The organism is Calditrichia bacterium, from assembly GCA_020634975.1.
Classification (GTDB): domain Bacteria; phylum Calditrichota; class Calditrichia; order RBG-13-44-9; family J075; genus JACKAQ01.
This window is the reverse complement of the sequence record JACKAQ010000007.1, coordinates 98,590-121,520: the sequence shown is the minus strand read 5'-3', so window position 1 is coordinate 121,520 and position 22,931 is coordinate 98,590. Positions and strand designations below refer to the sequence as shown.

Below are 22,931 nucleotides of genomic sequence, written 5' to 3'. Positions count from 1 at the left end.
AGATATCGAGGATGTCGACACCGATATGATTGCAGTAACCGAGGTCGAAGACGACGTTCCACGCGCCGGAGGCGCTATAGCGATCCGCTGTCCAGATATAGCGCTGCTTCGTATCAAACATCGGGTCAATGTAAAGGTCGGCGTTCTTCTTTTCACGCTCCATTAGCGACATCGCTTCTTCAAGCGTTGGTAAGCGCCAATTATCGTATCCAGCAAACTTGCTATCATTTAGGTGTTTTATGTATGTCTGAGCTTTTTTATAGTAATCAGGCTCCTGAGAACCCGACTGCTGCCACATTAAATTGGTTCTATAATCGATGACTACTTTTTCACCCTTTTTGATATAGATCTGGTAATCATGAATGAATCCCTTGCCTGTTTTATTTTTATGAATATCGAAAAAATTTTCCTTTTTGATCATTTCTGCAACCTGTGCCTCTTCAAACGGATTAAGAGGGGTTGCTCTTAACTTCACCGGTTCTTTTATTTCATTTTCATCGATTTTCACGCCTTGTAAAGAAAAAGGCAGTAATTCACCCCTTTCACGCAAGAGGAGAATTGCTTCCTTGAAAAACGTCTGTATTTGAGCGTTCCACGGCGATTTCAGCGTTTGAGGATCCCATTTTAAAAATCGCTGCATAAATAAAAACTCCATAAACGTTCTATGGGCAAATTTGTAATATCCCAATGCATCGCGGTTTAGCAGGGAGCGGCTGCTTATCTGAAATTTGTTGAGATCAATTTCCCATCTCTGCGCCAATGGCTCAAGCTCTTCATGGTGTATACGGGCAGCACTACGCTGCTCGCTTTTGGTATATAAATCCACTGCCAACCTTTCCGAAAATTCCTGCAAGTTCGCAATGGAGGTGTTTTCCAGAATTCCCTCTTCCCGCTTCATCCATGCATCTACCATCTTCTCATATATCTCAAAAGAATTCCGGTAATCCCGGTTTTTCACATCCTTATCCTCGATCAAATCGGGTATATATGCAAGCAGCATGGGACGTATACTTAACGTAGGAATCTTGTCTTTAATCTTAAATGCCTTGCGTATATTTAACAGTTTCCAGTAGTGAAACCGGCGCCAGATGTATCTTCTCACCTGCCAGTTTTCAAAGGGTAACAAGTAAAGTATCGTGTTACGATAATTACTCGGCATATTGGCAGACTTTGGACCATAATAGGGGATGTTTGTAATGCGGGGATGTTCTTGTCTTCGGTAAAAACTGTGTGCGGCTGGTAATGATAACTTTGTTAAATTCCTCGCATTGCTTCCAAAGTTCCATCAGCCTCTCTACGGGTCTTTTAAACGCATCAACGTTTTCATCAAACCCATCCAAAAACAGTATTGTTAATTTCTTGTTTTCTATTTCGGCAATTTGGGCATCGACGTCAGGGGTCCCAAGCGGTATGACTTTCATTGTTCGCCCTTGCTTGCGAAGCCGTCGCTGGTTTAATGCAAAGTAATTTAGCACAAAGGAGGTTTTGCCGGTCCCTGAGCCACCCAACAGGGTAATGAAGCGATCGACGGTATCACCGGACAAATAGTGGTCAAAGGTTTTGAATACCTTTGTTTTGGGATGATTTTTTAATCCCTTGGCATCAAGATCAGAGGGATCCTTTTCCGAACAATATGGGCGGAGGTAATACTGCGTTGAAAAACGGATCACGGCTTTTGGGTAAAATGTCGGCAGGTTCTGTTCCAACACTTTTTCCTTGCGCCATTGATTCCATTGCCATGCAGCAACAATCATCAGAATAACCCCGAGAAGTATTCCCACACTGATGGCGATGGCGGTCATTAAGGGTAGGTTGAAAAAAGTGGAACAACAGCAACAACCACCCGAAAATCGCAAATAGGTTAACCAGCGTGAACTGATCGGGGTTGAGTAGGTTTTTATAAAGCTTTCTTTAGCTGTATTCATTCGAGCCTCAATTATCAAGAATCCTATTCAGATGAATATTCCACGATTTTGGCAATCCGCCGCTCTTTGATGAGTTAGCACTTGTGTTCAATTAGATTTAGCTGAACGAACAGCACGCACAAAGTTGCTATTCAATATGTAGTTTTTATCACATATGCCATCACTATATCTAACATTCCATGCAACAGAATCAGAATTTAAATCTCCTGTCCAAATCCAGCTTTGGGTTGTATCAAAAACCGGATCAATATATAACTGCTCTTTCTTCCTTACTGCTTCCATTAATGACATTGCTTCATCAAGTGTTGGAAGTCGCCAAATATTTGAACCTGCAGTATGATTTTTATTTATTTCTTGAATATATTGGTGTGCTTTTTGCCATGTTAATTCATCCATAGAACCTGACTGTTGCCAAATCAAACCCGTCGCTAAATCAAAAATACTTTTGTTTTTTTCGCCATAAGGTATAAACCGATGTTTAAGACTTTTGCCCTTGGGATTTAGATTTTCATCAAAAAATTCATTAATCAAAATCATCCTCTTTGCATCTTTATCTGAAATAGTTTTTGGCTCTCTCCGTAATTGTATTGGTTTATATTTCTCGAATAATAATAAAGCATTCAGGTCAATTTTTTCGCAATTCAACTTGTTTAATTCACCCCTGTATTGATTATTTATCAATATTTCTGACAAAAAATTGACCATCACTTTTGTCCATGGAAGTTCCTCGCGATCTTTGGGAACCATTTTTAGAAATCGCGTTACAAACAAAAATTCCATGATAGAACGATGGGCAAATTTGTAATTACCCTCGGCATCATGATTCAGCAAAGAACGACCAGAAATTTTCCAACGTTTTATTTTATCGCCATTCTCAAATTGCTGCAATTCATATAATGGTATAGCAGCAACGCCATGCGTCTTTACGCTTTGAGTATAGATATGAACCGCGAGCTGTTCTGAAAACCTTCTTAAATCCTTGTTTTCCCAATACTTTTCACGGTTGATCCATGCATCTACTATAGATTCATATATTTGATATGTATAGTCAATATTTTTATTAAGTAAATCATCAATATATGCCAAAATCATTGGACGCATGGTTAATTCTGGAATTCGCCCAACCAAATCATTAGCCTTATTTAAGCTTTTCTGGAATTTTTCTAGGTCATCTGGAAATCGTTTTTTTAAGTATTCGCGTATTTGTGAATTGTTAAAGTATGAAATATAAAGCTTTTTAAATGTATATTCACCGCTCTCACCCATCCCTACTGAACCAGGCTTGTTAATATTTGTAGATAGCTTTGTGATGACATCTTTAGGGAAAAATTGACTTCTGCATGTAATAATGACATTTCTAAATTCATATGTTTGTTGACAAATTTCCCATATTCTTTCTTGGTATTTATTTGAATCAGCACTGTCATGCATTAGAGTGTCCTCGTCAAGGGCATCAAGACATAATACAGTATTGCTTTTGTTACCAATTTTATTAATTACCTCACTTAAATTTTTTACGAAACCCAGTGGGATTACTTTTATCCGAGTGCGTTTAAATAACTTTAGAGATTTATATTCGTAGTAAAAATTCAATAAAAATGAGGTTTTTCCAGTACCGGTTTCACCAAATATCATTATGTATTTGTATTTATCAGGTTGTTCCAACAAATAATTAATTGTCTCAAATAAATCATAGCGTTTAATCTTAGCGTTTTGAGAATCAATAATTGTCGCTGGATCGATTTTTTGGCAGTGTGGTTTGACATAATATTTGGTTGCATTTTGAAAATCTTCATCTGAAAAATACGATAATCTCCATGACGACCACCATTCATTTAAATATGGCTTAATCTTTACTAGAAAATTTAGTAACGCCAACAATTTCGTCATATTATCCTGATCAGATATGGAATATTTCTTGTAATTGATTTAAGACAATTTATGAAAGTCGTCATAGAATGTAATAATGGAATTTATAATAATAAATGATTATTTGGTAAGCTAAAAACAAGAATGTTTTGTTCAGCACCTTCAAGAATAAACAATAAAGCCCCGACAAATCTGCCGAGGCTTTATTGTTTGTAAAAATTTTTTAATACCAATACCTACTCACCCGGTGTTTCCGGCTCCACAACTCTGGGGGATTTGGCAAAGCGCTGCTTCAAATCCTGATAAATATTCTGGGCACCCGGAACGTTCATTCGTGCACCCAGCTTTACGGAGTTATAAAACGCCAGAGACGCCTGATACGCTTCACTGCCGGCTAATACGACCGTATCATCCAGCAAATGCTGCAGTTCTTCCACTTTCCGCAGAAATTGGGTTAATTCGGTTACCGCATCCACATCTTTCTTCAACTCATTTAAATCCACAAATGCCGGCAGCAGAGATGTGTTCGCCTGGGCATATTCCAAAGACTTTTGCACAAACGGCGATGTACCGTCATTCATCTTGGGCAACTCCCGGCGATCCTGCGCTGTCAGCGAATGCAGGTATGGCAGCAGTTTGGTTTTTAGGGTGTTCAGCGCATCTTCAATAGCCAGCTTGTCCTCAGCCGCAATCTCGATAGAAACGCGATTCTCAAATGCCATAATAAATTCCTCCTAATTCCTGTAAATGATTGTTTTATGTGATTTAACAGTGATAATCGGAGGCGGTTCGCGATGCTTTAGGAAAAATATTGGTGAATCATTCCAGTTAAAGTTATAAGCGTATCAGAAACGGACTAAACCAATCATTTTTTCAGGTTTCATAATTAACCGAAAGTCAAAGCAATTGCATCAGAAACCAAGGGATTTTCATAATATAATTATTGATTACACAAACAGAGTTCGTTTTACTATCCGGGAAAAAAATATCCTCATCTGTTTCTCCGGATCACGATGTAGTTGGCATTTTTACCAAAATCACACAAGTTCGATAATACTTTCGAAAGGTGTTGAATTTCATCCAGATATTTAGCAAAATCAGTATTGATTTTGTAATATTTCGGGGAATTCAATTTGGCGATTCCCAAAGCATTGTAACGATTTTCCGGAACCGGAGCGTCTCAAACGAGTAGCAAACAAACATTGCGTTGTGTAAACGCATTACCCAATAATTCAATCAGAGATATGGAATGACAATACATCGAGCAATTTTTCCCCAAATGCTAAAAACGTTAATCACAGTGATGATGTTGGCAATAGCCGCTCTGTTTTTCACCGGTTGTTCCGGGCAATCCGGCTCTCCGGAAAAAGCCACCAGCCTTGTTGTTCCCGCTGTGGAAGCGGTGCAAAGCAAAACCGGATCGCTGCCGTTAATCCAACGGCTTAACGGTGTTGTGAAAGCGAAAAACCAGGTTTCCATTTATCCCGAAATTAACGCAGTGGTTGTCGACGTGCTGGTGAAAAACGGCGACACAGTTAAGCGCGGACAACCGCTCATTCGCCTGCGCGATAAAGAATTCCGCGAACGCCTGCAGCAAGCCAAAGCCGGATATCAGATTGCCGTTGCGCAAGCCCGTCAGGCTGAGGCGCGACTCAACGAAATACAATCGGAGCTCACTCGATCAACATCGCTGGCAAATCAGGGGTTGATCAGCACTGCGGAAATGGAGCAAATCCAGACCCAGTCGATCTCTGCGGAAGCGGATCTGCAACTTGCAAATGCGCGGGTGGCACAAGCGAAAGCAACCGTGCAGGAACGTGAAGAATCGTTGTCGCAAACCGTTATTCGATCGCCGGTTAGTGGTCGCGTCGGCAACAGAAACGCGGAAATCGGCATGCTCGTATCCGGCAGCAATCGATTGTTTACGGTTGGTGAGTTGGATAATGTTTTGGTGGAAATGGTGCTGACAGATCATATGCTCAATTATATCGAAGAAGGTCAACGCGCCGAAATCGACAACCAGAGTTCCTCTGCAGACGGGTTGATGGCTGCAAAATTATCGCGCATTTCACCGTTTTTGCACCCCGTTTCGCACACCACCGAGGCGGAAATCGATATCGCCAATCCCGACGGACAATTAAAACCGGGCATGTTCGTAACCGTCGATATTTTTTACGGTGAAAGCGATCAGGCGACGCTGATTCCGTTGAGCGCGCTTTACGAAAATCCGGCTACCGGCGAAACCGGCGTTTACGTTAGCCGTACTAAACTGGATCGCACACCCGAAAACGTGGGCGAAATAAAAAATCGTCAGGAAATTCCGCTAACCGATCCGGTGGATTTCCAGTTTGTTCCGGTGGAAGTGGTTGCCAAAGGGCGAATGGAAGCAGGGATTCGCGGCGTTGATCCGGGTAACTGGGTGATCACCATGGGACAAAATTTGTTGGCCGGCAATTCCGGCGTCGCCCGCGTTCGTCCGGTCGATTGGCAGTGGGTTGCAAAATTGCAGCACATCCAGCGTCAGGATTTGATGGAAGATGTTATCAATCGTAAAAAAAGTGCGGAAACCGATACCGCATCAATCAGTGGACAAACCCATACATCACCATAAATTATGAATATTACAAATACAGCTGTCAAACGCCCGATCGCCACAACGATGGTATTTTTGATTGTCATTGTTTTGGGTGTGATGGGATTTCGTTTTTTACCGGTCGATTTGCTGCCAAAGATCGAATATCCGCAGCTAACCGTGCGGACCAATTATCCGAATGTGGGACCTGAGGAAATTGAAACGATCATCACCGATCGCGTTGAAAATGCCGTTGCCGGCGTTCCGAATGTTGAGGTTGTGCGATCGCAATCGGAAGAAGGGCAAAGCCGGGTAACGCTGGAATTTACCCAGGGAACCAACATCGACGAAGCCGCAAACGACGTGAGAGCGGCAATTGACCGGATTCGCGATGATTTTCCACCGGAGGTGGAATCACCACGGCTCTGGAAATTTGACCCGGATAATTTTCCCGTGGTTATTTTGGGCGCAAAATCGAGCCGCGATATGGAAGAGCTCACCCGGATTCTCGAACGCGAGATTTCCCAACGGTTTGAGCAAATTCCCGGCGCCGGTTCCGTTGATGTGTGGGGCGGCGTTTACCGCGAAATTCAGGTTCGGCTGAAACGCGACCGGCTGGCATCCAGCCAGCTTTCGGCAACGGATATTCAGCAGGCATTGCTGCGGGAAAATGTTACGTTACCCGGCGGCGATTTGCGCGAAGGCGTCAGCGATTTATACGTGCGCACTCGCGGCGAATTCCAGTCTGTCGAAGAAATTGCCAACACAATTATCACCTTGGTCGATGGCAGACCGATCCGCATCCGCGATGTTGCGGAAGTAGTGGACGGTTATCAGGACCTCAATCGCCTCGTCCAAATTGACGGACAACCGATGGTCCGGATGGGCATTCGTAAACAATCCGGCGCCAATACCGTCGAGGTTGCCGAAAATGCCCGTCGCGTAATGACGGAAATCAATCGCGAACGCGACGATATCGAACTGATGATGGTCATCGACCAAAGCGATTTTATCCAAAATTCGATAAACAACGTTCAGCAATCAGCCATTTGGGGCGGTTTGCTGGCTATTTTAATTCTGTATTTTTTTCTGCGAAACGGTTCGACCACGTTTATTATTGCGCTGTCGATCCCGATTTCGATTATTGCAACCTTTGGCTTGCTCTTTTTCAACGGACTGACGCTCAACCAAATGAGCTTCGGCGGACTGGCATTGGGCATCGGGTTGATTGTTGACAACGCCATAGTGGTGCTGGAAAATATTGTGCGACAACGTGAAAACGATAAACCGTTGGAGGAAAGTGCCCTCATCGGCACACGACAGGTTTCCGGGGCAATTGTTGCATCGACCCTAACCACGATGGTCATTTTCCTGCCGATTGTGTTTATGCAAACCATTTCGGGAATGCTGTTTAAAGAGCTGGCGCTGGTTGTCGTTTTTGCGCTGTTCTGCTCGCTGCTGGTTGCGCTAACGCTGGTGCCGATGCTCGGGAGCCGCTATCTCACTATCAAATCCGGCGATCATCGCGGGACAAACTTAAAATCGCGAATCGGACAATGGCTGGACCGGCTCGAAGATTCTTATGCCAAACTGCTCAACAAAGCCATTCACCGGCGGAAAACGGTTTTCGGCATAACTTCAGCAATGTTGTTGGTTACATTGTTTTTGTGGCCGCTTATTCCGGTTGAACTCGCACCGCAAACGGATGCGGATGAAATTGATGTTGATCTCGAAATGGCGCAGGGCACCAATATTGCCGTGGTAAATGAATATTTGTATGAGCTGGAACGCATCGTTCGAGAATCCACGCCGATGGATCAGGTGCGCCATTTAACCATCGAAATTCGTCCCGGCGATGCGGAAGTTGAACTGTCACTTTTGGGCGCAGATGAACGAACCATCGACAGCTTTGAATTAGCCGACCAGATTCGCCGGAATGTGGAAGGTAAAATTCCCGGCGCAGAAGTGCAGGTAGAAGCACAGTCCGGATTGTGGATGCTGCGGCGATTGTTCGGTTCCGCCGGCGGTCAGGCGGTTCAACTGGAGTTGCGCGGATACGATCTGGCTCTGGCAGATCAGCTGGCGCTGAACATCAAACAAATTATGGAACAGGTGCCGGAAATTAAAGACGTGCGCATCAGCCGCCGCGAAGGACGTCCGGAGCAAAACCTGATTGTTGACCGCGAAAAAATTGCCGATCTCGGGCTTTCCGTGAGAGATGTGGCGGAAGTCATCCAAACCAACGTCGGCGGCAGCCGCGCCGGTGTTTACCGCGAAGGTGGCGAAGAATTTCCGATTGTTGTCCGGTTACAGCCGGAAGACCGGTTGAGTTCGCTGGATTTGGGCAACGTTTCGCTGCGCACCAATAATGGCGAAATTATGCCCGTTTCGTCGGTTGTGCGGAAAGAACGGCGTCGCACGCCAACATCTATCGAACGTATCGACGGACAGCGGGTAACCTATATTTCCGCCAATCTGCAAAGCGGCGCGGCGCTCGGCGATGTGATCCTGAAAGTTCAGGAACGCCTCCGGAATGTGACCCTGCCCGGCGGTTTTTCGCTGGTTTTCGGTGGCGAATTTGAAGAACAGCAAAAAGCACAGGGCGATTTTACGCTTTCCATCCTGATGGCGCTGGTGCTGATTTATATGGTGATGGCAGCGCAATTCGAACGATTTTTAGATCCGCTGATAGTGATGGTTGCCGTTCCAATGGCGATTATCGGGGTGGTTCCGGCGCTGTTAATTACCGGCACATCGTTGAATATCCAAAGCTTGATGGGAATTGTGATGTTGATTGGCATTGTAGTAAACAACGCCATTGTGTTGGTTGACTACATTAACCTGATGCGCAGGGAGCAAAATTTAGGCGTGATGGAAGCTGTGATGCAATCCGGACGATTACGGCTCCGTCCCATTTTGATGACCACCTGCACCACAGTTCTCGGAATGCTCCCGCTGGCATTCGGCACCGGCGCCGGCGGTGAAATTCAGGCTGCTCTGGCGCGCGCGGTTATCGGCGGGCTGACAGTTTCGACCCTGATTACGCTGGTGCTCATTCCTGCGGTTTACATCAGCGCCAATGACCTTCTCGACAAAGTTCGGGCACGGTAAAACCACATAGAAATTTAGTCTAATGCAGAGCGAAGCGATTGAAATCGTTTCGCTCTTTTTTTTGGTCAATCCTCCCCTTCCCGCTTTATTTCAAAATGAAAAATCCGGTTTCATACTGAAACATGGACAAAAAAGGTCGGTTTTTGCAAATCGCTCATAACGCTTTTTTGTTTGCCAGAATTTGGATTTTTACCGCCCAAAATCATTCTTTTTGCCTGTTTCGCCCAAAAACAGGACCAATTATCACTTTGGCACATGATTTGTCATATATCCGTCCTATTTCGAAATGGATAAGTAAATCTTTCACATAAGCAGAGCAGATGGAAAAAAGATGGAAGCACTGATTTACGCATTGAATATAATCCTGCCGGTTTCGTATATCACGGTTACAATTATGTATGGATTATTTTTCTTCCGTTCCGATCGAACATCCAGTAAATACATGAGCAAATTGCTCACCGGAACCGTTACTATCCATTTGATTATTCTGGTGTTACGCGGATATAAATTCGGCTATTTCCCATCAGCCGATATTTTCGAAATGTCCAGCGTTCTGGCATTTGCCGTCGCCGCAACTTATGTGTATCTCCAACATCGCTTAAAAATACAATCCACCGGATTTTTCATTTTAATTGTGGTCTGTTTCCTGCAATTACTGTCCTCCATTTTTATCACTTTCGATCCGGAAATTCCGGAAATCCTGAGAAGCCCGATGTTCATTTTACACACTTCAACGGTCATTTTGGGATATTCCGCATTGTTTGTTTCCGCTGCATACAGCGTGATGTATTTAATGTTGTTTTACGACCTCAAAAGTGCCCAATTCAGCGTCATTTACCGCAAAATGCCATCGCTCGAAGAGCTGCTCGAAATGAGCATGCGATCGGCGTTTATCGGCTTTATTTTCTTCACGATCACCATTTTTTTGGGCATGATGTGGCGCAAATATGAATTTCCCGAACTGTCCCATTTCGACCCGAAAGTGATTACTTCATATGGCATCTGGTTGATTTTCGGAACGGTTCTCTACGGCAAAAAAATTGGCAGCTGGACGGGAAAATGGCTTGCCTACGCCTCCATTGGCGGGTTTTTGTTCATCATTCTTTCGATGGTGTTCATCAAAATGATTGTGGATAGTTTTCACCAATTCGGATAAATCGGTATGAGCGAATTTGACATTTTTATTTTTGGACTGAACCACAAAGTTGCACCGGTTGAACTGCGGGAAAAAGTCGCGTTTAACGAAAGCGAAATCCCGGATATTCTCATTCAACTGGTGACAAAACTGGAATTTTCGGAAGCATGCATCCTTTCGACCTGCAACCGCAGCGAGATTTACGTTGCTGCGCCGTCCACCGAAGATGTCCCGTTTCGGTTGAAAAGCCTGCTCACCGGGTTGCGCGACGGCATCAGCGATGCAGATTTTGAGCATTTCTATTTTTTGCGGGGCGAAGATGCCGTGCAACATTTGTTCGCCGTAACATCCGGGCTGAACTCGATGATTTTGGGCGAACCGCAAATCACCGGTCAGGTGAAAGATGCATTCCGGATCGCCTCAGAAACCGGCACGATCAGCACGCAATTACAGCGATTTTTTGATTCTGCGCTGCAAACCGCCAAACGGGTGCGCACCGAAACAGAAATTGCCTCCGGCGCCGTCAGTGTCGCATATGCCGCAGTTGAGCTTTCGCAGAAAATTTTCCGCGATCTCGGCAAACAGCAGGTATTGCTGATCGGCAGTGGCGAAACCGGACAATTGGCTGCCCGCCATCTCAAAAAGAAGGGTGTCGGCAAAATTTTTATCGCTAATCGCACATTCGAAAAAGCCCACAATTTGGCAAAAGAGCTGGACGGCCAGGCGTTTCCGTTTCCATTGATGAAGGAATTGCTGCCGCAAATTGATCTGGTTATCGGCGCCACTTACGCACCCGAATTTGTGCTGACGAAAAATGATTTCAAAAAGATTCTCCCCTGCCGATCACCCAAACCATTGTTTATGATAGACATAGCGGTTCCGCGAAATTTCGATCCCGAAATTAAGCAATACGAAAATATCTTTTTGAACGATATGGATTCGCTGCAGAAAATTGTGGAAGGCAACCTCAGCCGACGTCAGCAGGAAGTGCAGGCAGCCCAGCGAATCATCCATCAGGAAATGCTGAAATTCCGCCAGTGGCGGCAATCGTTGAATTTAACACCGACCATCGTTTGTCTCCGGAAAAAGCTCGAAGAAATCCGCGATGTCGAATTAAAAAAATACCAACACCGTTCATCACCGCAGGAATTGGAAATGATCGAGCAGGCAACCCGTGGATTGATGAACAAAATTTTGCACCTGCCGCTATCGCAGTTGCGCCGATATGGCAACGGCACGCAGGAAAGCCAGCAGCGGATAAACGTGGTGCGGGAAATGTTTGATTTAACGGACGAACACTATGAACAATAATATTATCATTGGCACACGCGACAGCCAATTGGCACTCTGGCAAACGGAATGGGTAAAATCTCATTTGCAACATCATCTGCCGGAATTGCAGTTTGAAACCGAAGAAGTGAAAACAATTGGTGATCGCATCCTGGACATCCCACTCTCGGACATTGGCGATAAGGGATTATTTACAAAGGAATTAGACGTTGCACTATTGCAAAACAGAATTGATTTGGCAGTCCACAGCTTAAAGGATTTGCCAACAATTCTACCCGATGGATTGACCATTGGCGCAATCACCGAACGATGGGATGTCCGCGATGCGTTCATCTCGAAACATGGGAAAAATTTGGCGGAATTACCGGAAAACGCGGTTATCGCGACGGGCAGTTTACGCCGGAAAGCGCAGTTGCTCAACTATCGCCGCGATTTCAAAATGGTCGATATTCGCGGCAACCTGAACACCCGTTTCCGCAAATTTGACGACAGTAATTGGGACGGGATGATTTTGGCAGTTGCCGGCATCGAGCGGCTCGGCTGGGCGGATCGCATCAGCGAAAAAATTTCGATGGACGTCATGTTACCGGCAGTCGGGCAGGGCAGTTTTGCCGTGGTTTGCCGGGAAAACGATAGCCGGATTTTGGAAATTATTCGCAATATCAATCACCGGCCATCCGAAATTGCCGCGACTGCTGAACGTGCCATGTTGCGCACGCTGGAAGGCGGCTGTCATGTGCCGATCGGCGCATTTGCGCAGGTTTCCGGCCAGCAATTGCACATCAGCGGATGCGTTGCCAGTTTGGATGGCAGCCGGTTGCTGCGCACAGAAATGGACGCATCTATCACAAATGCAGAACATACCGGATTTACGCTGGCAAAAGAATTGCTGAAAATGGGTGCCGGTGAAATTTTGGCAGAAATCAGCAAAAACGAGGCGCAGTCGAAATGAGTGCGCTGAACGGAAAAAATGTGCTGTTCAGCCGACCGCAAAATGCCAGCGCAGCTTTCGAAACCGCGTTTCGATCTGCCGGTGCAAATGTGGCATTTTTCGAACCGTATCGTATCGAATTCGCCGATCCGAAGGAACAGCATATTTCAGAAATTATCAGCGAAATTGACACATTCGACTGGCTGCTGCTCAGCAGCCAAAACGGGGTTGATGCGCTGGTGACTGCACTGGAAAAGCAGCAGATTGATCTGGCAATTTTATCGAAAATTCTGGTTGGAACCGTCGGCGTAAAAGCGGCGAAGCGGCTGATCGAATTGGTACCGGACGCTGAAATTTACGCGAAAGCGGCCAATTTGCAATCGTTGCTGAGCCATATTTCCAAAATTCACCCGGAAGAAACCGTTCAATTGATGCATGTAACCAGCGTTCAATCGCTGGAAAATATTGCACCCGAAATTCCCGTAAATGTTATTTTGCAACGCGTTCCGCTGTATCAAACCATCGCAAACGAACGCTTTGACAGCGATATTTTGGCGGAAATTCTCACCGGAAAATTCGATGTTTTTGTATTCAGCAGCCCGACGTCGTTTGATTATTTCCGACAAATAATTGCCGGAAACGATCTGTTGCCTTCAACTGCAATCGCCGTTTTCGGTGAAACTACAGCCATGCATCTTCGGGAAAACGGCATCGATCCGCAGATTATTCCCGACATCGTTTCGCCGGAAGAATTGTGTAAATCGACCATCGATTATTTTGAACAATCGAGCAAACTTGAACATTTATCGAACCACTAAAAATAAAGCAAGGATATACAGAGCCGATGAGTGAACAAAACAACCACCTGTTTATAGACGCCTGTTTTCGGAAACCGGTTGCACGCACACCGGTCTGGATGATGCGGCAAGCTGGTCGCTATCTTCCGGAATACCGCGCGGTGCGGGCGAATCACGATTTTATAACAATGTATAAAACACCTGAATTGGCTGCGGAAGTAACTTTGCAGCCGGTTGATATTATTGGAGTGGATGCCGCCATTTTGTTTTCCGATATTTTGGTGATTCCCGAAGCGATGGGAATGGAATTGCAATTTCATGAAGGGCGCGGACCGGTATTCCCCTCGCCTATCCGCAGCGAAAAAGATCTGTCCAGATTGCACAATATTGACGCGGCAGCCGAACTGGATTTCGTGATGGACGCGATCAAACTGGTGCGAAACACACTCGACGGCAAAGTGCCGTTGATCGGATTCAGCGGCGCACCGTGGACGTTGGCAACTTACATGATTGAGGGCAGCGGCTCCAAAAATTTCAAACATATTAAAGAATGGCGATATGCGCGACCCGATTTGCTGCACAAATTGCTCCACGCAATTTCCGATGCGGTGATCGATTATTGCCGTGCAAAAGTTACCGCCGGTGCGCAAGCCATCCAGATTTTCGATTCGTGGGCCGGCATTTTGGACGAAGACGGTTTCAACGAATTTGCGCTTGTATATGTTAAACGGATTATTGCAGCGATTCGCCAGCAGGGCGTGCCAATTATTTATTTTGCCAAAGGCGCAATGAGCTGGCTGGATAAAGTGGGCGAAAGCGGCGCCGATGTTGTGGGGCTGGACTGGACGATAAACCTGAGCACCGCACGAAAAACGCTCGGCAATCGCGTTGCGCTGCAGGGCAATCTCGATCCAACTGCGTTGTATGCTTCGCCGCAAAACATTCGTCAATTCGTCAAAAAAATGTTGGCGGAAAACGGCTCTGCAAACGGGCACATCGCCAATTTGGGACACGGCATCTTACCGGATATTCCGGTCGAACACGCCCGCGAATTCATCAACGCCGTAAAAGAAGAAAGCGTTATTTATCATCAATCTTAAACCATTGGGTTAATAAGATGAAGCAAAATTATAAAGTATCCGTCGATTCAGATTTGTTAAAAAAATACAACCAGCCGGGACCGCGCTACACCAGCTACCCGACCGCGCCGCACTTCCACGAAGGCTTTACGCCGGAACATTTTTTACAGGAAATTGAGGTGACCAACGTCAGCAAAAATGCACCGGATTTGTCGCTTTATTTCCATTTTCCGTTTTGCCGAACCCTTTGTTATTTCTGCGGTTGCAACGTGATCATTACCCACAATCCGAAACGGATTGAGCGCTATCTGGACTATCTCAAAAAAGAGATTGATCTGGTGAGTGCGAAAATCAATCCCCACCGGAAAGTTGTGCAATTGCACTGGGGCGGGGGCACGCCGACATACCTCACACCGGCGCAAATCACGGATATTTTCAGCTACATTAAAGCCCATTTCAACTTTGCGAACGATGCGGAAATCAGTATCGAAATTGATCCGCGAACCATTAAAAACTACCATTTATCGACCCTGCGGCGTTTGGGTTTCAATCGAGTGAGTTTTGGTGTACAGGATTTTAATGTGCAGGTGCAGGAAACCATCAACCGCATCCAAACGGACGAGCAAAACCAATTTGTGATCGACGAAAGCCGTCGGCTCGATTTTGATTCCGTGAACGTGGATTTGATTTACGGATTGCCGTATCAAACCGTGGAATCTTACAAAAAAACGCTCGATCGCGTGATTGAACTTTCACCGGACCGGCTGGCAATTTTTAACTATGCGCATGTGCCGTGGTTGAAAAAACACCAGCAGATCATTCCAGAGGAAGCTATGCCGGACACCACTGAGCGACTCGCTATTCTGAAACTGGTGATCGAACGGCTCACCGAAGCTGGCTACGTTTATATCGGAATGGATCACTTTGCCAAACCGGACGACGAACTGACCAAAGCGTTGGCGGAGAAAACGTTGTATCGCAATTTTCAGGGATACAGCACCCGCGCCGGTGCGGAAGTTTACGCAATGGGCATCACCGCCATCAGCCAGTTGGATTATGTGTATGCCCAAAATGTGAAAACCACCAAAGAATACGAAACGATGTTGGACAACGGGCAACTGCCGACAATGGTAGGCTACCAATTAACGAAAGATGACAAAATTCGCCAGTTTGTGATTACCGAAATTATGTGCAACAATCGCGTATTGAAAGAAGAAGTAACCCGACGATTTAGCATCAATTTTGACGAATATTTTGCGGGATTTGAAACAAAACTGGAACCGTTTGTGCTGGATGGATTGGTCGAAATTTTGCCTGATCGTATCGAAATTTCCGATGCCGGACGGTTGGTGGTGCGCAACATCGCGATGGAATTTGACGCGTATCTCGAAAAAGATCGCCAGCGCGAAAAACCGATTTATTCCCGCACGGTTTGAATTAACAGCGGTTTATAAAGGGTTGAGTAGCTACGAATTTTGGGGGCATAAATGAAATCTGAAATAAAAACCGACGTTGCCATTATCGGTGCCGGAATTTCCGGTCTGACCGCGGCGCATTTTCTTGCGAAATCCGGAAAAAGCGTGGTTGTTTTGGAGAAAAACAGCCGCATCGGCGGATCGATCCACAGCGAAAAACGCGACGGATTTTTGATCGAACACGGTCCGAACAGCACACTGGAAACCACACCGATTTTGGGCGAATTGTTTGCCGACCTGAACATACAATCGCAGTTACAATACGCCACAGAAACCGCCAACAAACGCTATATTGTGCGATACGGCAAGCTAAACGCACTTCCGGCATCGCCGCCGGCGTTTATCAAAAGCAGCTTATTTTCGGCATCCGCGAAATTGCGGTTGTTAAAAGAGCCGTTTATCAAACCGGCGCCACCGGAAAAAGATGAATCGCTGGGCGCATTTGTGCAGCGCAGACTCGGGCAGGAATTTCTGGATTACGCGATCAACCCGTTTGTCGCAGGCGTTTATGCCGGAAAGCCGGAAACGCTGTGTATCAAAAGCGCATTTCCGAAGCTGCACCAGTTGGAACAGGAATATGGCAGCCTCATCAAAGGCGCAATTTTGGGTGCGCGAAAACGCAAAAAATCTGCGGAAAAAGCCAAATCGCACGCCAAAATGCTGTCGTTTCAAAACGGTTTGCAGACGGTGACGGATGCCATCGGCAAATCGTTGGCAAAGCAGATTTTCACTGAAACGACTATCGTGAGCATTCGCCGCGATGGCGGACAATTTGAAATCGATGTTCAATCGCCGGACGGCGAATCGCATATTTCCGCAACTTCGCTGTTGCTGACCGTTCCGGCGCATCAGTATGAAAAACTGCCGTTTGAATTCGATTTTCCGTTGCAGGGGCAATTTGAAAATATTTATTATCCGCCGGTGAGCATGGTTTATTTCGGCTACAAAAAACAGCCGGATTGCGTGCCGCTGGACGGATTTGGTTTTCTGGTGCCGGAAAAAGAGCAACGCCAGATTTTGGGAACGTTGTGGAGTTCCAGCATTTTTCCCGGGCGAATGCCCGATGGCGGCGCGGCGCTTACCACGTTTGTCGGTGGTAGTCGACAGCCGGAAAACGCGCTATTGCCGGACGAGCAGTTGAGCGAACTCGTGCAAAACGATCTCCGCGAATTAATGGGCATCAGCCAAAAACCGGATGTGGTTGTCATTCGCAAATGGCAACAAGCGATTCCGCAATACCGGCTCGGGCATCAGCAATTGATGCGCGACATCGAAACATTTGAGCAAAATAATCCGGGAATATTTATTTCCGGTAATTTTCGCGGCGGCATTTCCGTTGCCGATTGCGTCAAACAGGCGCACGGCATGAGCGAAACAATCGCCCGATTTTTAGTTGAAAACAAAAAAGTTACGCTCGAAACCGCGTAATTGAATTACTTCGAGCTTCACTGGAACAACAGAAATTGTTCCACAAAAATATTCGAAAATTTAACGGAGCAAACATGTTTACCCCATATTACCGGATGCGCCGTCTGCGCAAAAACCCGCAAATTCGCAACATGGTTCGCGAAACGATCGTTACGCCAAACGACTTTATTTATCCGCTGTTTGTGATTCCCGGAAAAGATAAAATCAACCCGATCAGCAGCATGCCGGGCAACGCCCAAATGTCCATCGATCATTTGGTGAAAGAAGCAAAAATCGTTCGCGATTTGGGCATTCAATCGGTCATTTTGTTCGGGATTCCGGAACACAAAGATGCCTGCGGCAGCGACGCCACCAGCGAAAACGGCATTATTTGCCGGGCGTTGGTTGCGCTGAAAGAAGCCGTTCCGGAACTCTATTTGATCACCGATGTGTGCTTTTGTGAATACACCGATCACGGTCACTGCGGTCCGCTGAAAGGCAACGAAGTTGATAACGACGCAACGCTGGAACTTCTGCAAAAACAGGTAGTTGTGCAGGCAAAAAGCGGTGCGGACATGGTTGCGCCATCCGGAATGATGGACGGAATGGTCGGCGCAATTCGCGAAGGTTTGGACAGCGAAGGCTTTGAAAATATCCCCATTATGAGCTACGCGGCAAAATTTGCGTCCGGGTTTTACGGACCCTTCCGCGAGGCTGCGGAATCGACACCGCAATTTGGCGATCGCAGCAGCTACCAAATGGACCCGGCAAATGGCAACGAAGCGATTCGCGAAACCGCGCTGGATGTGGAAGAAGGCGCTGATATTATCATGGTGAAACCTGCGATGCCCTATCTCGATATTCTGCAGCGAATCAAAACCGAGTTCGGCTTGCCGACTGCGGCGTATCAGGTTTCCGGCGAATTTGCGATGATTAAAGCGGCTGCCGAACGCGGCTGGCTGGATCATGATCGCGTAATGCTGGAATCGCTGACCTCCATCAAACGCGCCGGCGCAGACCTCATTTTGACCTATTTTGCAAAAGAAGCGGCTGAGCTGCTGGGTTGAAAAAATTGAATTCGATTGATTTTTTGTAAAAAAACGGACGGGTCGCGACCGTTTCGATAGAATCACAGTAACTACCTGTTTATATTTCGGTTGGAGAGAAAATGCGTAACACAGAAAAAAGCAAATTATTATTTCAACGCGCCGCGAAAGTATTGCCCGGCGGTGTGAATTCACCGGTTCGGGCGTTCAAATCAGTTGGTGGCGAACCCATCTTTTTCGAACGCGCCGAAGGTGCGTATTTGTTCGATGCGGATGGGAATAAATACATCGATTACGTTGGCTCCTGGGGACCGATGATCGTGGGTTTTTCCCACCCGCAAGTGATTGACGCGATTCGCGAAACCGCCCAAAAAGCGGTCAGTTTTGGCGCATCCACTGAACTTGAAATCGATTTGGCGGAAAAAGTGATCGACATGGTGCCATCCATCGAAATGGTGCGGATGGTCAACTCCGGCACAGAAGCCACAATGAGCGCCATACGGTTGGCGCGCGGTTACACGGGACGTCACAAAATTATCAAATTCAGCGGTTGTTATCACGGGCATGCAGATAGTTTTCTGATTCAGGCCGGTTCCGGCGCAACCACGCTCGGCGTGCCGAACAGTCCCGGCGTAACACCCGGCAGTGCGGCAGATACGCTGATCGCGCAATTCAACAGCATGACATCAGTTCAGCGATTGATCGATGAAAATCCCGCAGAAATTGCTGCAATTATCGTCGAGCCGATTGCCGGAAATATGGGGCTGGTGCTCCCGAAAGACAATTTTCTGCAGCAATTGCGCGATGTGTGCACCAAAAGCGGCATCGTGCTGATTTTTGACGAAGTGATGACCGGTTTCCGGGTTGCGCGCGGCGGCGTTCAGGAACGTTATGGCGTCACGCCGGATATGACGACACTCGGCAAAATTATCGGCGGCGGGCTGCCGGTGGGCGCATACGGCGGTAAAAAGGAAATCATGGAAATGGTCGCGCCGGTCGGACCGGTGTATCAGGCGGGCACGCTTTCCGGTAATCCATTGGCGATGCGCGCCGGTTTGGAAACGCTGAAACTCATCGACCAACCGGGATTTTACGAATCGCTGGAAACCAAATCTGCAAAACTGGCCAACGGCGTTCGCCAGAATATGGAAAAGCTGGGTGTCGATTTTTATCAATCCCGTTGCGGGTCGATGGGCTGTTTGTTTTTCTACCCCGAACCGGTTCACGATTACGAAACTGCAGTGAAATCCGATACAGCCGCATACGGTAAATACTTTAATTCACTGCTGCAAAACGGCGTATATTTTGCACCTGCACAATTTGAGGCATTTTTCGTATCTGCAGCGCACAGCGATGACGATATCGAAAAAACTATCGAGGCAAATTTTATCGCTTTGCAAAAAGCAATTTCGAAATAAGTGAGGAGTAATTGTGTAGCTGAGCAAATAGCTTGGAGATTCCTGCCTTCGCAGGAATGACCGGTTTATTGTCTCAAAAATGAAAGATCGCTTTCCAAATACATGAGGAAAATATTCGAATGAAATATTCAGAAAATAAACGAGGCGTATTGTTGGTGAATCTCGGTTCGCCGGATTCGACGAGTGTCGCGGATGTTCGCAAGTATCTGCGCGAATTTTTGATGGATGCGCGTGTCATCGATGCCCCGTATCCCATTCGCAAAATGATTGTGGAGCTGTTCATTCTGCCCTTTCGCCCGAAAAATTCAGCGCACGCATATCAAACCATTTGGTGGGACGAAGGCTCACCGCTGATTGTGCTCAGCCAACGCCTGCACAACGGCGTGCAGGAAAAGCTGGAAATTCCCGTCGAATTGGGTATGCGCTATGGCAACCCGTCCATCGAAAGCGGCATTCGCAAGCTGATAAATCAGGGTGTGCAGGAAATTTTTCTGTTTCCGCTGTATCCGCATTACGCAATGGCAACTTACGAAACCGTGGTTGTGGAAGCCGAACGGGTGCTGAAAAAATTGAAATCCGGCGTCAAATTGACCAAACAACCGCCGTTTTTTGATCATCCGGGTTACATTTCCGCGCTGTTCGAAAGTGCCAAAGCATATCTGGAAAAAGAGTTTGATTATCTGTTGTTCAGTTATCACGGCGTGCCGGAACGCCATTGCAAAAAAACCGATCCCACCGGCGAACATTGTTTTAAAGTTGACAATTGTTGCGAAGTGCCGTCACCGGCACATTTGACCTGTTACCGGCATCAGGTATTCCGCAGCACCGAAGAATTTGTGAAATTGGCAAATATTCCCAAAGAAAAATATTCGGTAGCGTTCCAGTCGCGATTGGGAATGGACGCATGGTTGCAACCGGCAACTGCGGAAGAAGTGCTGCGTCTGGCGGAAAACGGCGTCAAAAAACTGCTGGTGATGTGCCCGGCGTTTGTTTCCGATTGCCTCGAAACGTTGGAAGAAATTGGCATTGGCGTCAAACAATCGTTTCTGGATGCCGGCGGCGAAGAATTTACCATGATTCCCTGCATGAACGATCACCCGGAATGGGTTGCGCAACTTGCAGAATGGTGCGAAGTTGAAAGCCCTGTTGAAAAATAATTGATTCGTGTTTATTGGCTTACGTTTCCGTAATTTCCAATAAACAACATCGAGAAACATTTATGTGATGAAAAAGCACATCTACCGGAATTTGAAACTGTTTGTCCGCACGTTAAGTTTCAAACTATTTTTGGTCTTTTTTCTGATCATCGGTGTGCTGTTTGCCATTTATACCCGGCTGAACCACAACCTGCAAATGGATATATTTGAGGAAATGGTTCAGCACAGCGCCTATCGCAGCGGCGATCTGATCAAATATTCCCTCCATCGGTTAATGCTCCTCAACACCCGCGACGACCTCGATGCGACCATCAAAACCATCGGCGATGAACCGGGCATCGAACATATTCGCATCTACAATAAAGAAGGTGAAATCTCGTTTTCGAATATCGATTCGGAAATCGGCGAAGCGGTTGACATGAAGGCGGAAGCCTGTTTTGTCTGCCATTCTGTGGAAGAGCCGTTCAAGGAATTGCCGGTCGAACTGAAATCCCGTGTGTTCCAAAGCCCGGACGATCAGCACCGGATTATGGGGTTGATCATCCCCATTTATAACGATTTGGAATGCAGCAACGCCGATTGCCACGCCCACGATGAAGACCAGGTTGTGCTGGGGATTATGGACGTGCAAATGTCCATGAAAGAAATGGACGAGGCAATTACCGATGGCGAAAATGAGGCGTTATCCATCGGATTTTCCATTTTACTGATCAGCATCGCGATGGTGGCGTTGGCGGTTTACTGGGTCATTTATCGCCCGATTCACGAACTGCGCATCGGCACAGAAAAACTCGCGACCGGCGATATGGATTATCGCATTCAGCTGAATAGAAAAGACACGCTCGGCGATCTCGCCAATTCATTTAATTACATGGCGGAAAACCTGAAAACAGCTTACGGCGAACTCAAAGAATGGTCCGAAACGCTGGAAGAACGGGTGCAGGATAAAGCCGCCGAGCTGGAAAGCATCCACAAAGAATTGCTGCATGTGGAACGCATGACGTCACTCGGAAAAATGTCCGCAACGGTGGCGCATGAGCTCAACAACCCAATTTCCGGGATTGTCAATTACGCCAAATTGCTCCAGCGAAAAGTGGACCGCACCATGCCCGAGGCACCGGAAAAAACACAAATTATCGAACGGCTGGATTTGATTCGCGCAGAAGGATTGCGTTGCGGCAACATCGTAAAAAATTTGCTGCTGTTTGCTCGCGGATCATCCGCACATTTTCAGGAAAACCGGTTGCGGGAAATTGTGGATCGAGCGGTCAGCCTGGTGCATCACCACACAGAACTTGCCGGTATCGACACTTCTGTTGACATCGACATTCAACCGGGAACGCTGGTTTGCGATTTCGATCAATTGTTGCAAGCGATGATTGCGTTGCTGATGAACGCCATCGAAGCGATGCCGCACGGTGGCAAACTGACCATCTCCGCAACAAATCAGAAAGAAAATGTTCTGCTTTCCGTTCGCGATAGCGGTCCCGGCATTCCCGATGAAATTAAGGATAAAATTTTCGAGCCGTTTTTCAGCACAAAAAATGACAACAAAGGCGTGGGGCTGGGTTTGGCTGTGGTTTACGGCATCGTGCAGCGCCATCGCGGAAAAATATGGGTGGAAACGCCACTATCGGGCGGTACAATATTTCAGATATTGCTGCCGTTGCAACAGGAAAAATCGGTTTCAAACACAGTTGTTGAGACATGAGGGGAAAA

The 22,931-nt window shown here is 46.6% G+C and carries 17 protein-coding genes; 13 read left to right on the top strand and 4 right to left on the bottom strand.

Features of this window, described 5'->3' with window-relative positions:
- The 4 genes from H6629_23300 to H6629_23285 form a co-directional block, all read right to left on the bottom strand.
- The coding region (locus H6629_23300; protein MCB9070714.1) for a DUF1566 domain-containing protein at positions 1-1,000 on the bottom strand (1,000 nt) is incomplete at its 3' end.
- A 148-nt stretch (positions 1,001-1,148) separates the two neighbouring features.
- A complete protein-coding gene (locus H6629_23295; protein ID MCB9070713.1) occupies positions 1,149-1,925 on the bottom strand; it encodes a hypothetical protein in 777 nt (258 codons plus the stop codon).
- Between the two features lie 87 nt (positions 1,926-2,012).
- Positions 2,013-3,815 carry a DUF1566 domain-containing protein gene (locus H6629_23290; protein MCB9070712.1) on the bottom strand — a complete coding sequence of 601 codons (1,803 nt, stop codon included), beginning with the start codon at positions 3,813-3,815 and terminating at the stop codon, positions 2,013-2,015.
- Positions 3,816-4,030: 215 nt separating this feature from the next.
- A complete protein-coding gene (locus H6629_23285; GenBank protein MCB9070711.1) occupies positions 4,031-4,516 on the bottom strand; it encodes a hypothetical protein in 486 nt (161 codons plus the stop codon).
- Positions 4,517-5,043: 527 nt separating this feature from the next.
- Here H6629_23285 and H6629_23280 point away from each other — a divergent pair.
- The 13 genes from H6629_23280 (at position 5,044) to H6629_23220 (ending at position 22,923) form a co-directional block, all read left to right on the top strand.
- Positions 5,044-6,405, top strand: a complete 1,362-nt coding sequence (locus H6629_23280; protein MCB9070710.1) for an efflux RND transporter periplasmic adaptor subunit — start codon at positions 5,044-5,046, stop codon at positions 6,403-6,405.
- Positions 6,406-6,408: 3 nt separating this feature from the next.
- Complete coding sequence (locus H6629_23275) at positions 6,409-9,477, top strand: efflux RND transporter permease subunit (protein MCB9070709.1); 3,069 nt, start codon at positions 6,409-6,411, stop codon at positions 9,475-9,477.
- Between the two features lie 331 nt (positions 9,478-9,808).
- Positions 9,809-10,633, top strand: a complete 825-nt coding sequence (gene ccsA / locus H6629_23270) for a cytochrome c biogenesis protein CcsA (GenBank protein ID MCB9070708.1) — start codon at positions 9,809-9,811, stop codon at positions 10,631-10,633.
- Positions 10,634-10,639: 6 nt separating this feature from the next.
- On the top strand, positions 10,640-11,923 hold the full coding sequence (locus H6629_23265) for a glutamyl-tRNA reductase (GenBank protein ID MCB9070707.1): 1,284 nt from the start codon (positions 10,640-10,642) through the stop codon (positions 11,921-11,923).
- Positions 11,913-12,854 (top strand): hydroxymethylbilane synthase, encoded by a 942-nt coding sequence (gene hemC / locus H6629_23260; GenBank protein MCB9070706.1) that lies wholly within the window; start codon positions 11,913-11,915, stop codon positions 12,852-12,854. The genes H6629_23265 and hemC overlap by 11 nt, the downstream gene beginning before the upstream one ends.
- Positions 12,851-13,651 (top strand): uroporphyrinogen-III synthase, encoded by an 801-nt coding sequence (locus tag H6629_23255; protein MCB9070705.1) that lies wholly within the window; start codon positions 12,851-12,853, stop codon positions 13,649-13,651. Before hemC ends, H6629_23255 begins: the two co-directional genes overlap by 4 nt.
- Before the next feature lie 26 nt (positions 13,652-13,677).
- Positions 13,678-14,730 carry a uroporphyrinogen decarboxylase gene (locus H6629_23250; GenBank protein MCB9070704.1) on the top strand — a complete coding sequence of 351 codons (1,053 nt, stop codon included), beginning with the start codon at positions 13,678-13,680 and terminating at the stop codon, positions 14,728-14,730.
- Between the two features lie 17 nt (positions 14,731-14,747).
- Positions 14,748-16,145, top strand: coding sequence for an oxygen-independent coproporphyrinogen III oxidase (gene hemN, locus H6629_23245; GenBank protein MCB9070703.1), 1,398 nt, complete (start codon positions 14,748-14,750; stop codon positions 16,143-16,145).
- A gap of 51 nt (positions 16,146-16,196) precedes the next feature.
- Positions 16,197-17,612, top strand: a complete 1,416-nt coding sequence (gene hemG / locus H6629_23240; GenBank protein MCB9070702.1) for a protoporphyrinogen oxidase — start codon at positions 16,197-16,199, stop codon at positions 17,610-17,612.
- 74 nt (positions 17,613-17,686) lie between these two features.
- Positions 17,687-18,658 carry a porphobilinogen synthase gene (gene hemB, locus H6629_23235; GenBank protein MCB9070701.1) on the top strand — a complete coding sequence of 324 codons (972 nt, stop codon included), beginning with the start codon at positions 17,687-17,689 and terminating at the stop codon, positions 18,656-18,658.
- A gap of 101 nt (positions 18,659-18,759) precedes the next feature.
- A complete protein-coding gene (gene hemL, locus H6629_23230) occupies positions 18,760-20,055 on the top strand; it encodes a glutamate-1-semialdehyde 2,1-aminomutase (GenBank protein ID MCB9070700.1) in 1,296 nt (431 codons plus the stop codon).
- A gap of 119 nt (positions 20,056-20,174) precedes the next feature.
- Complete coding sequence (gene hemH / locus H6629_23225; protein ID MCB9070699.1) at positions 20,175-21,212, top strand: ferrochelatase; 1,038 nt, start codon at positions 20,175-20,177, stop codon at positions 21,210-21,212.
- Positions 21,213-21,279: 67 nt separating this feature from the next.
- On the top strand, positions 21,280-22,923 hold the full coding sequence (locus H6629_23220; protein MCB9070698.1) for a HAMP domain-containing histidine kinase: 1,644 nt from the start codon (positions 21,280-21,282) through the stop codon (positions 22,921-22,923).
- Positions 22,924-22,931: the final 8 nt, after the last annotated feature.

What these genes read in the sequence shown, in the direction of transcription:
- H6629_23295 (MCB9070713.1), bottom strand. Translation starts at nt 1,925, where the DNA reads ATGAATACAGCTAAAGAAAGCTTTATAAAAACCTACTCAACCCCGATC.
- H6629_23290 (MCB9070712.1), bottom strand. Translation starts at nt 3,815, where the DNA reads ATGACGAAATTGTTGGCGTTACTAAATTTTCTAGTAAAGATTAAGCCA.
- H6629_23285 (MCB9070711.1), bottom strand. Translation starts at nt 4,516, where the DNA reads ATGGCATTTGAGAATCGCGTTTCTATCGAGATTGCGGCTGAGGACAAG.
- H6629_23280 (MCB9070710.1), top strand. Translation starts at nt 5,044, where the DNA reads ATGACAATACATCGAGCAATTTTTCCCCAAATGCTAAAAACGTTAATC.
- H6629_23275 (MCB9070709.1), top strand. Translation starts at nt 6,409, where the DNA reads ATGAATATTACAAATACAGCTGTCAAACGCCCGATCGCCACAACGATG.
- ccsA (MCB9070708.1), top strand. Translation starts at nt 9,809, where the DNA reads ATGGAAGCACTGATTTACGCATTGAATATAATCCTGCCGGTTTCGTAT.
- H6629_23265 (MCB9070707.1), top strand. Translation starts at nt 10,640, where the DNA reads ATGAGCGAATTTGACATTTTTATTTTTGGACTGAACCACAAAGTTGCA.
- hemC (MCB9070706.1), top strand. Translation starts at nt 11,913, where the DNA reads ATGAACAATAATATTATCATTGGCACACGCGACAGCCAATTGGCACTC.
- H6629_23255 (MCB9070705.1), top strand. Translation starts at nt 12,851, where the DNA reads ATGAGTGCGCTGAACGGAAAAAATGTGCTGTTCAGCCGACCGCAAAAT.
- H6629_23250 (MCB9070704.1), top strand. Translation starts at nt 13,678, where the DNA reads ATGAGTGAACAAAACAACCACCTGTTTATAGACGCCTGTTTTCGGAAA.
- hemN (MCB9070703.1), top strand. Translation starts at nt 14,748, where the DNA reads ATGAAGCAAAATTATAAAGTATCCGTCGATTCAGATTTGTTAAAAAAA.
- hemG (MCB9070702.1), top strand. Translation starts at nt 16,197, where the DNA reads ATGAAATCTGAAATAAAAACCGACGTTGCCATTATCGGTGCCGGAATT.
- hemB (MCB9070701.1), top strand. Translation starts at nt 17,687, where the DNA reads ATGTTTACCCCATATTACCGGATGCGCCGTCTGCGCAAAAACCCGCAA.
- hemL (MCB9070700.1), top strand. Translation starts at nt 18,760, where the DNA reads ATGCGTAACACAGAAAAAAGCAAATTATTATTTCAACGCGCCGCGAAA.
- hemH (MCB9070699.1), top strand. Translation starts at nt 20,175, where the DNA reads ATGAAATATTCAGAAAATAAACGAGGCGTATTGTTGGTGAATCTCGGT.
- H6629_23220 (MCB9070698.1), top strand. Translation starts at nt 21,280, where the DNA reads ATGAAAAAGCACATCTACCGGAATTTGAAACTGTTTGTCCGCACGTTA.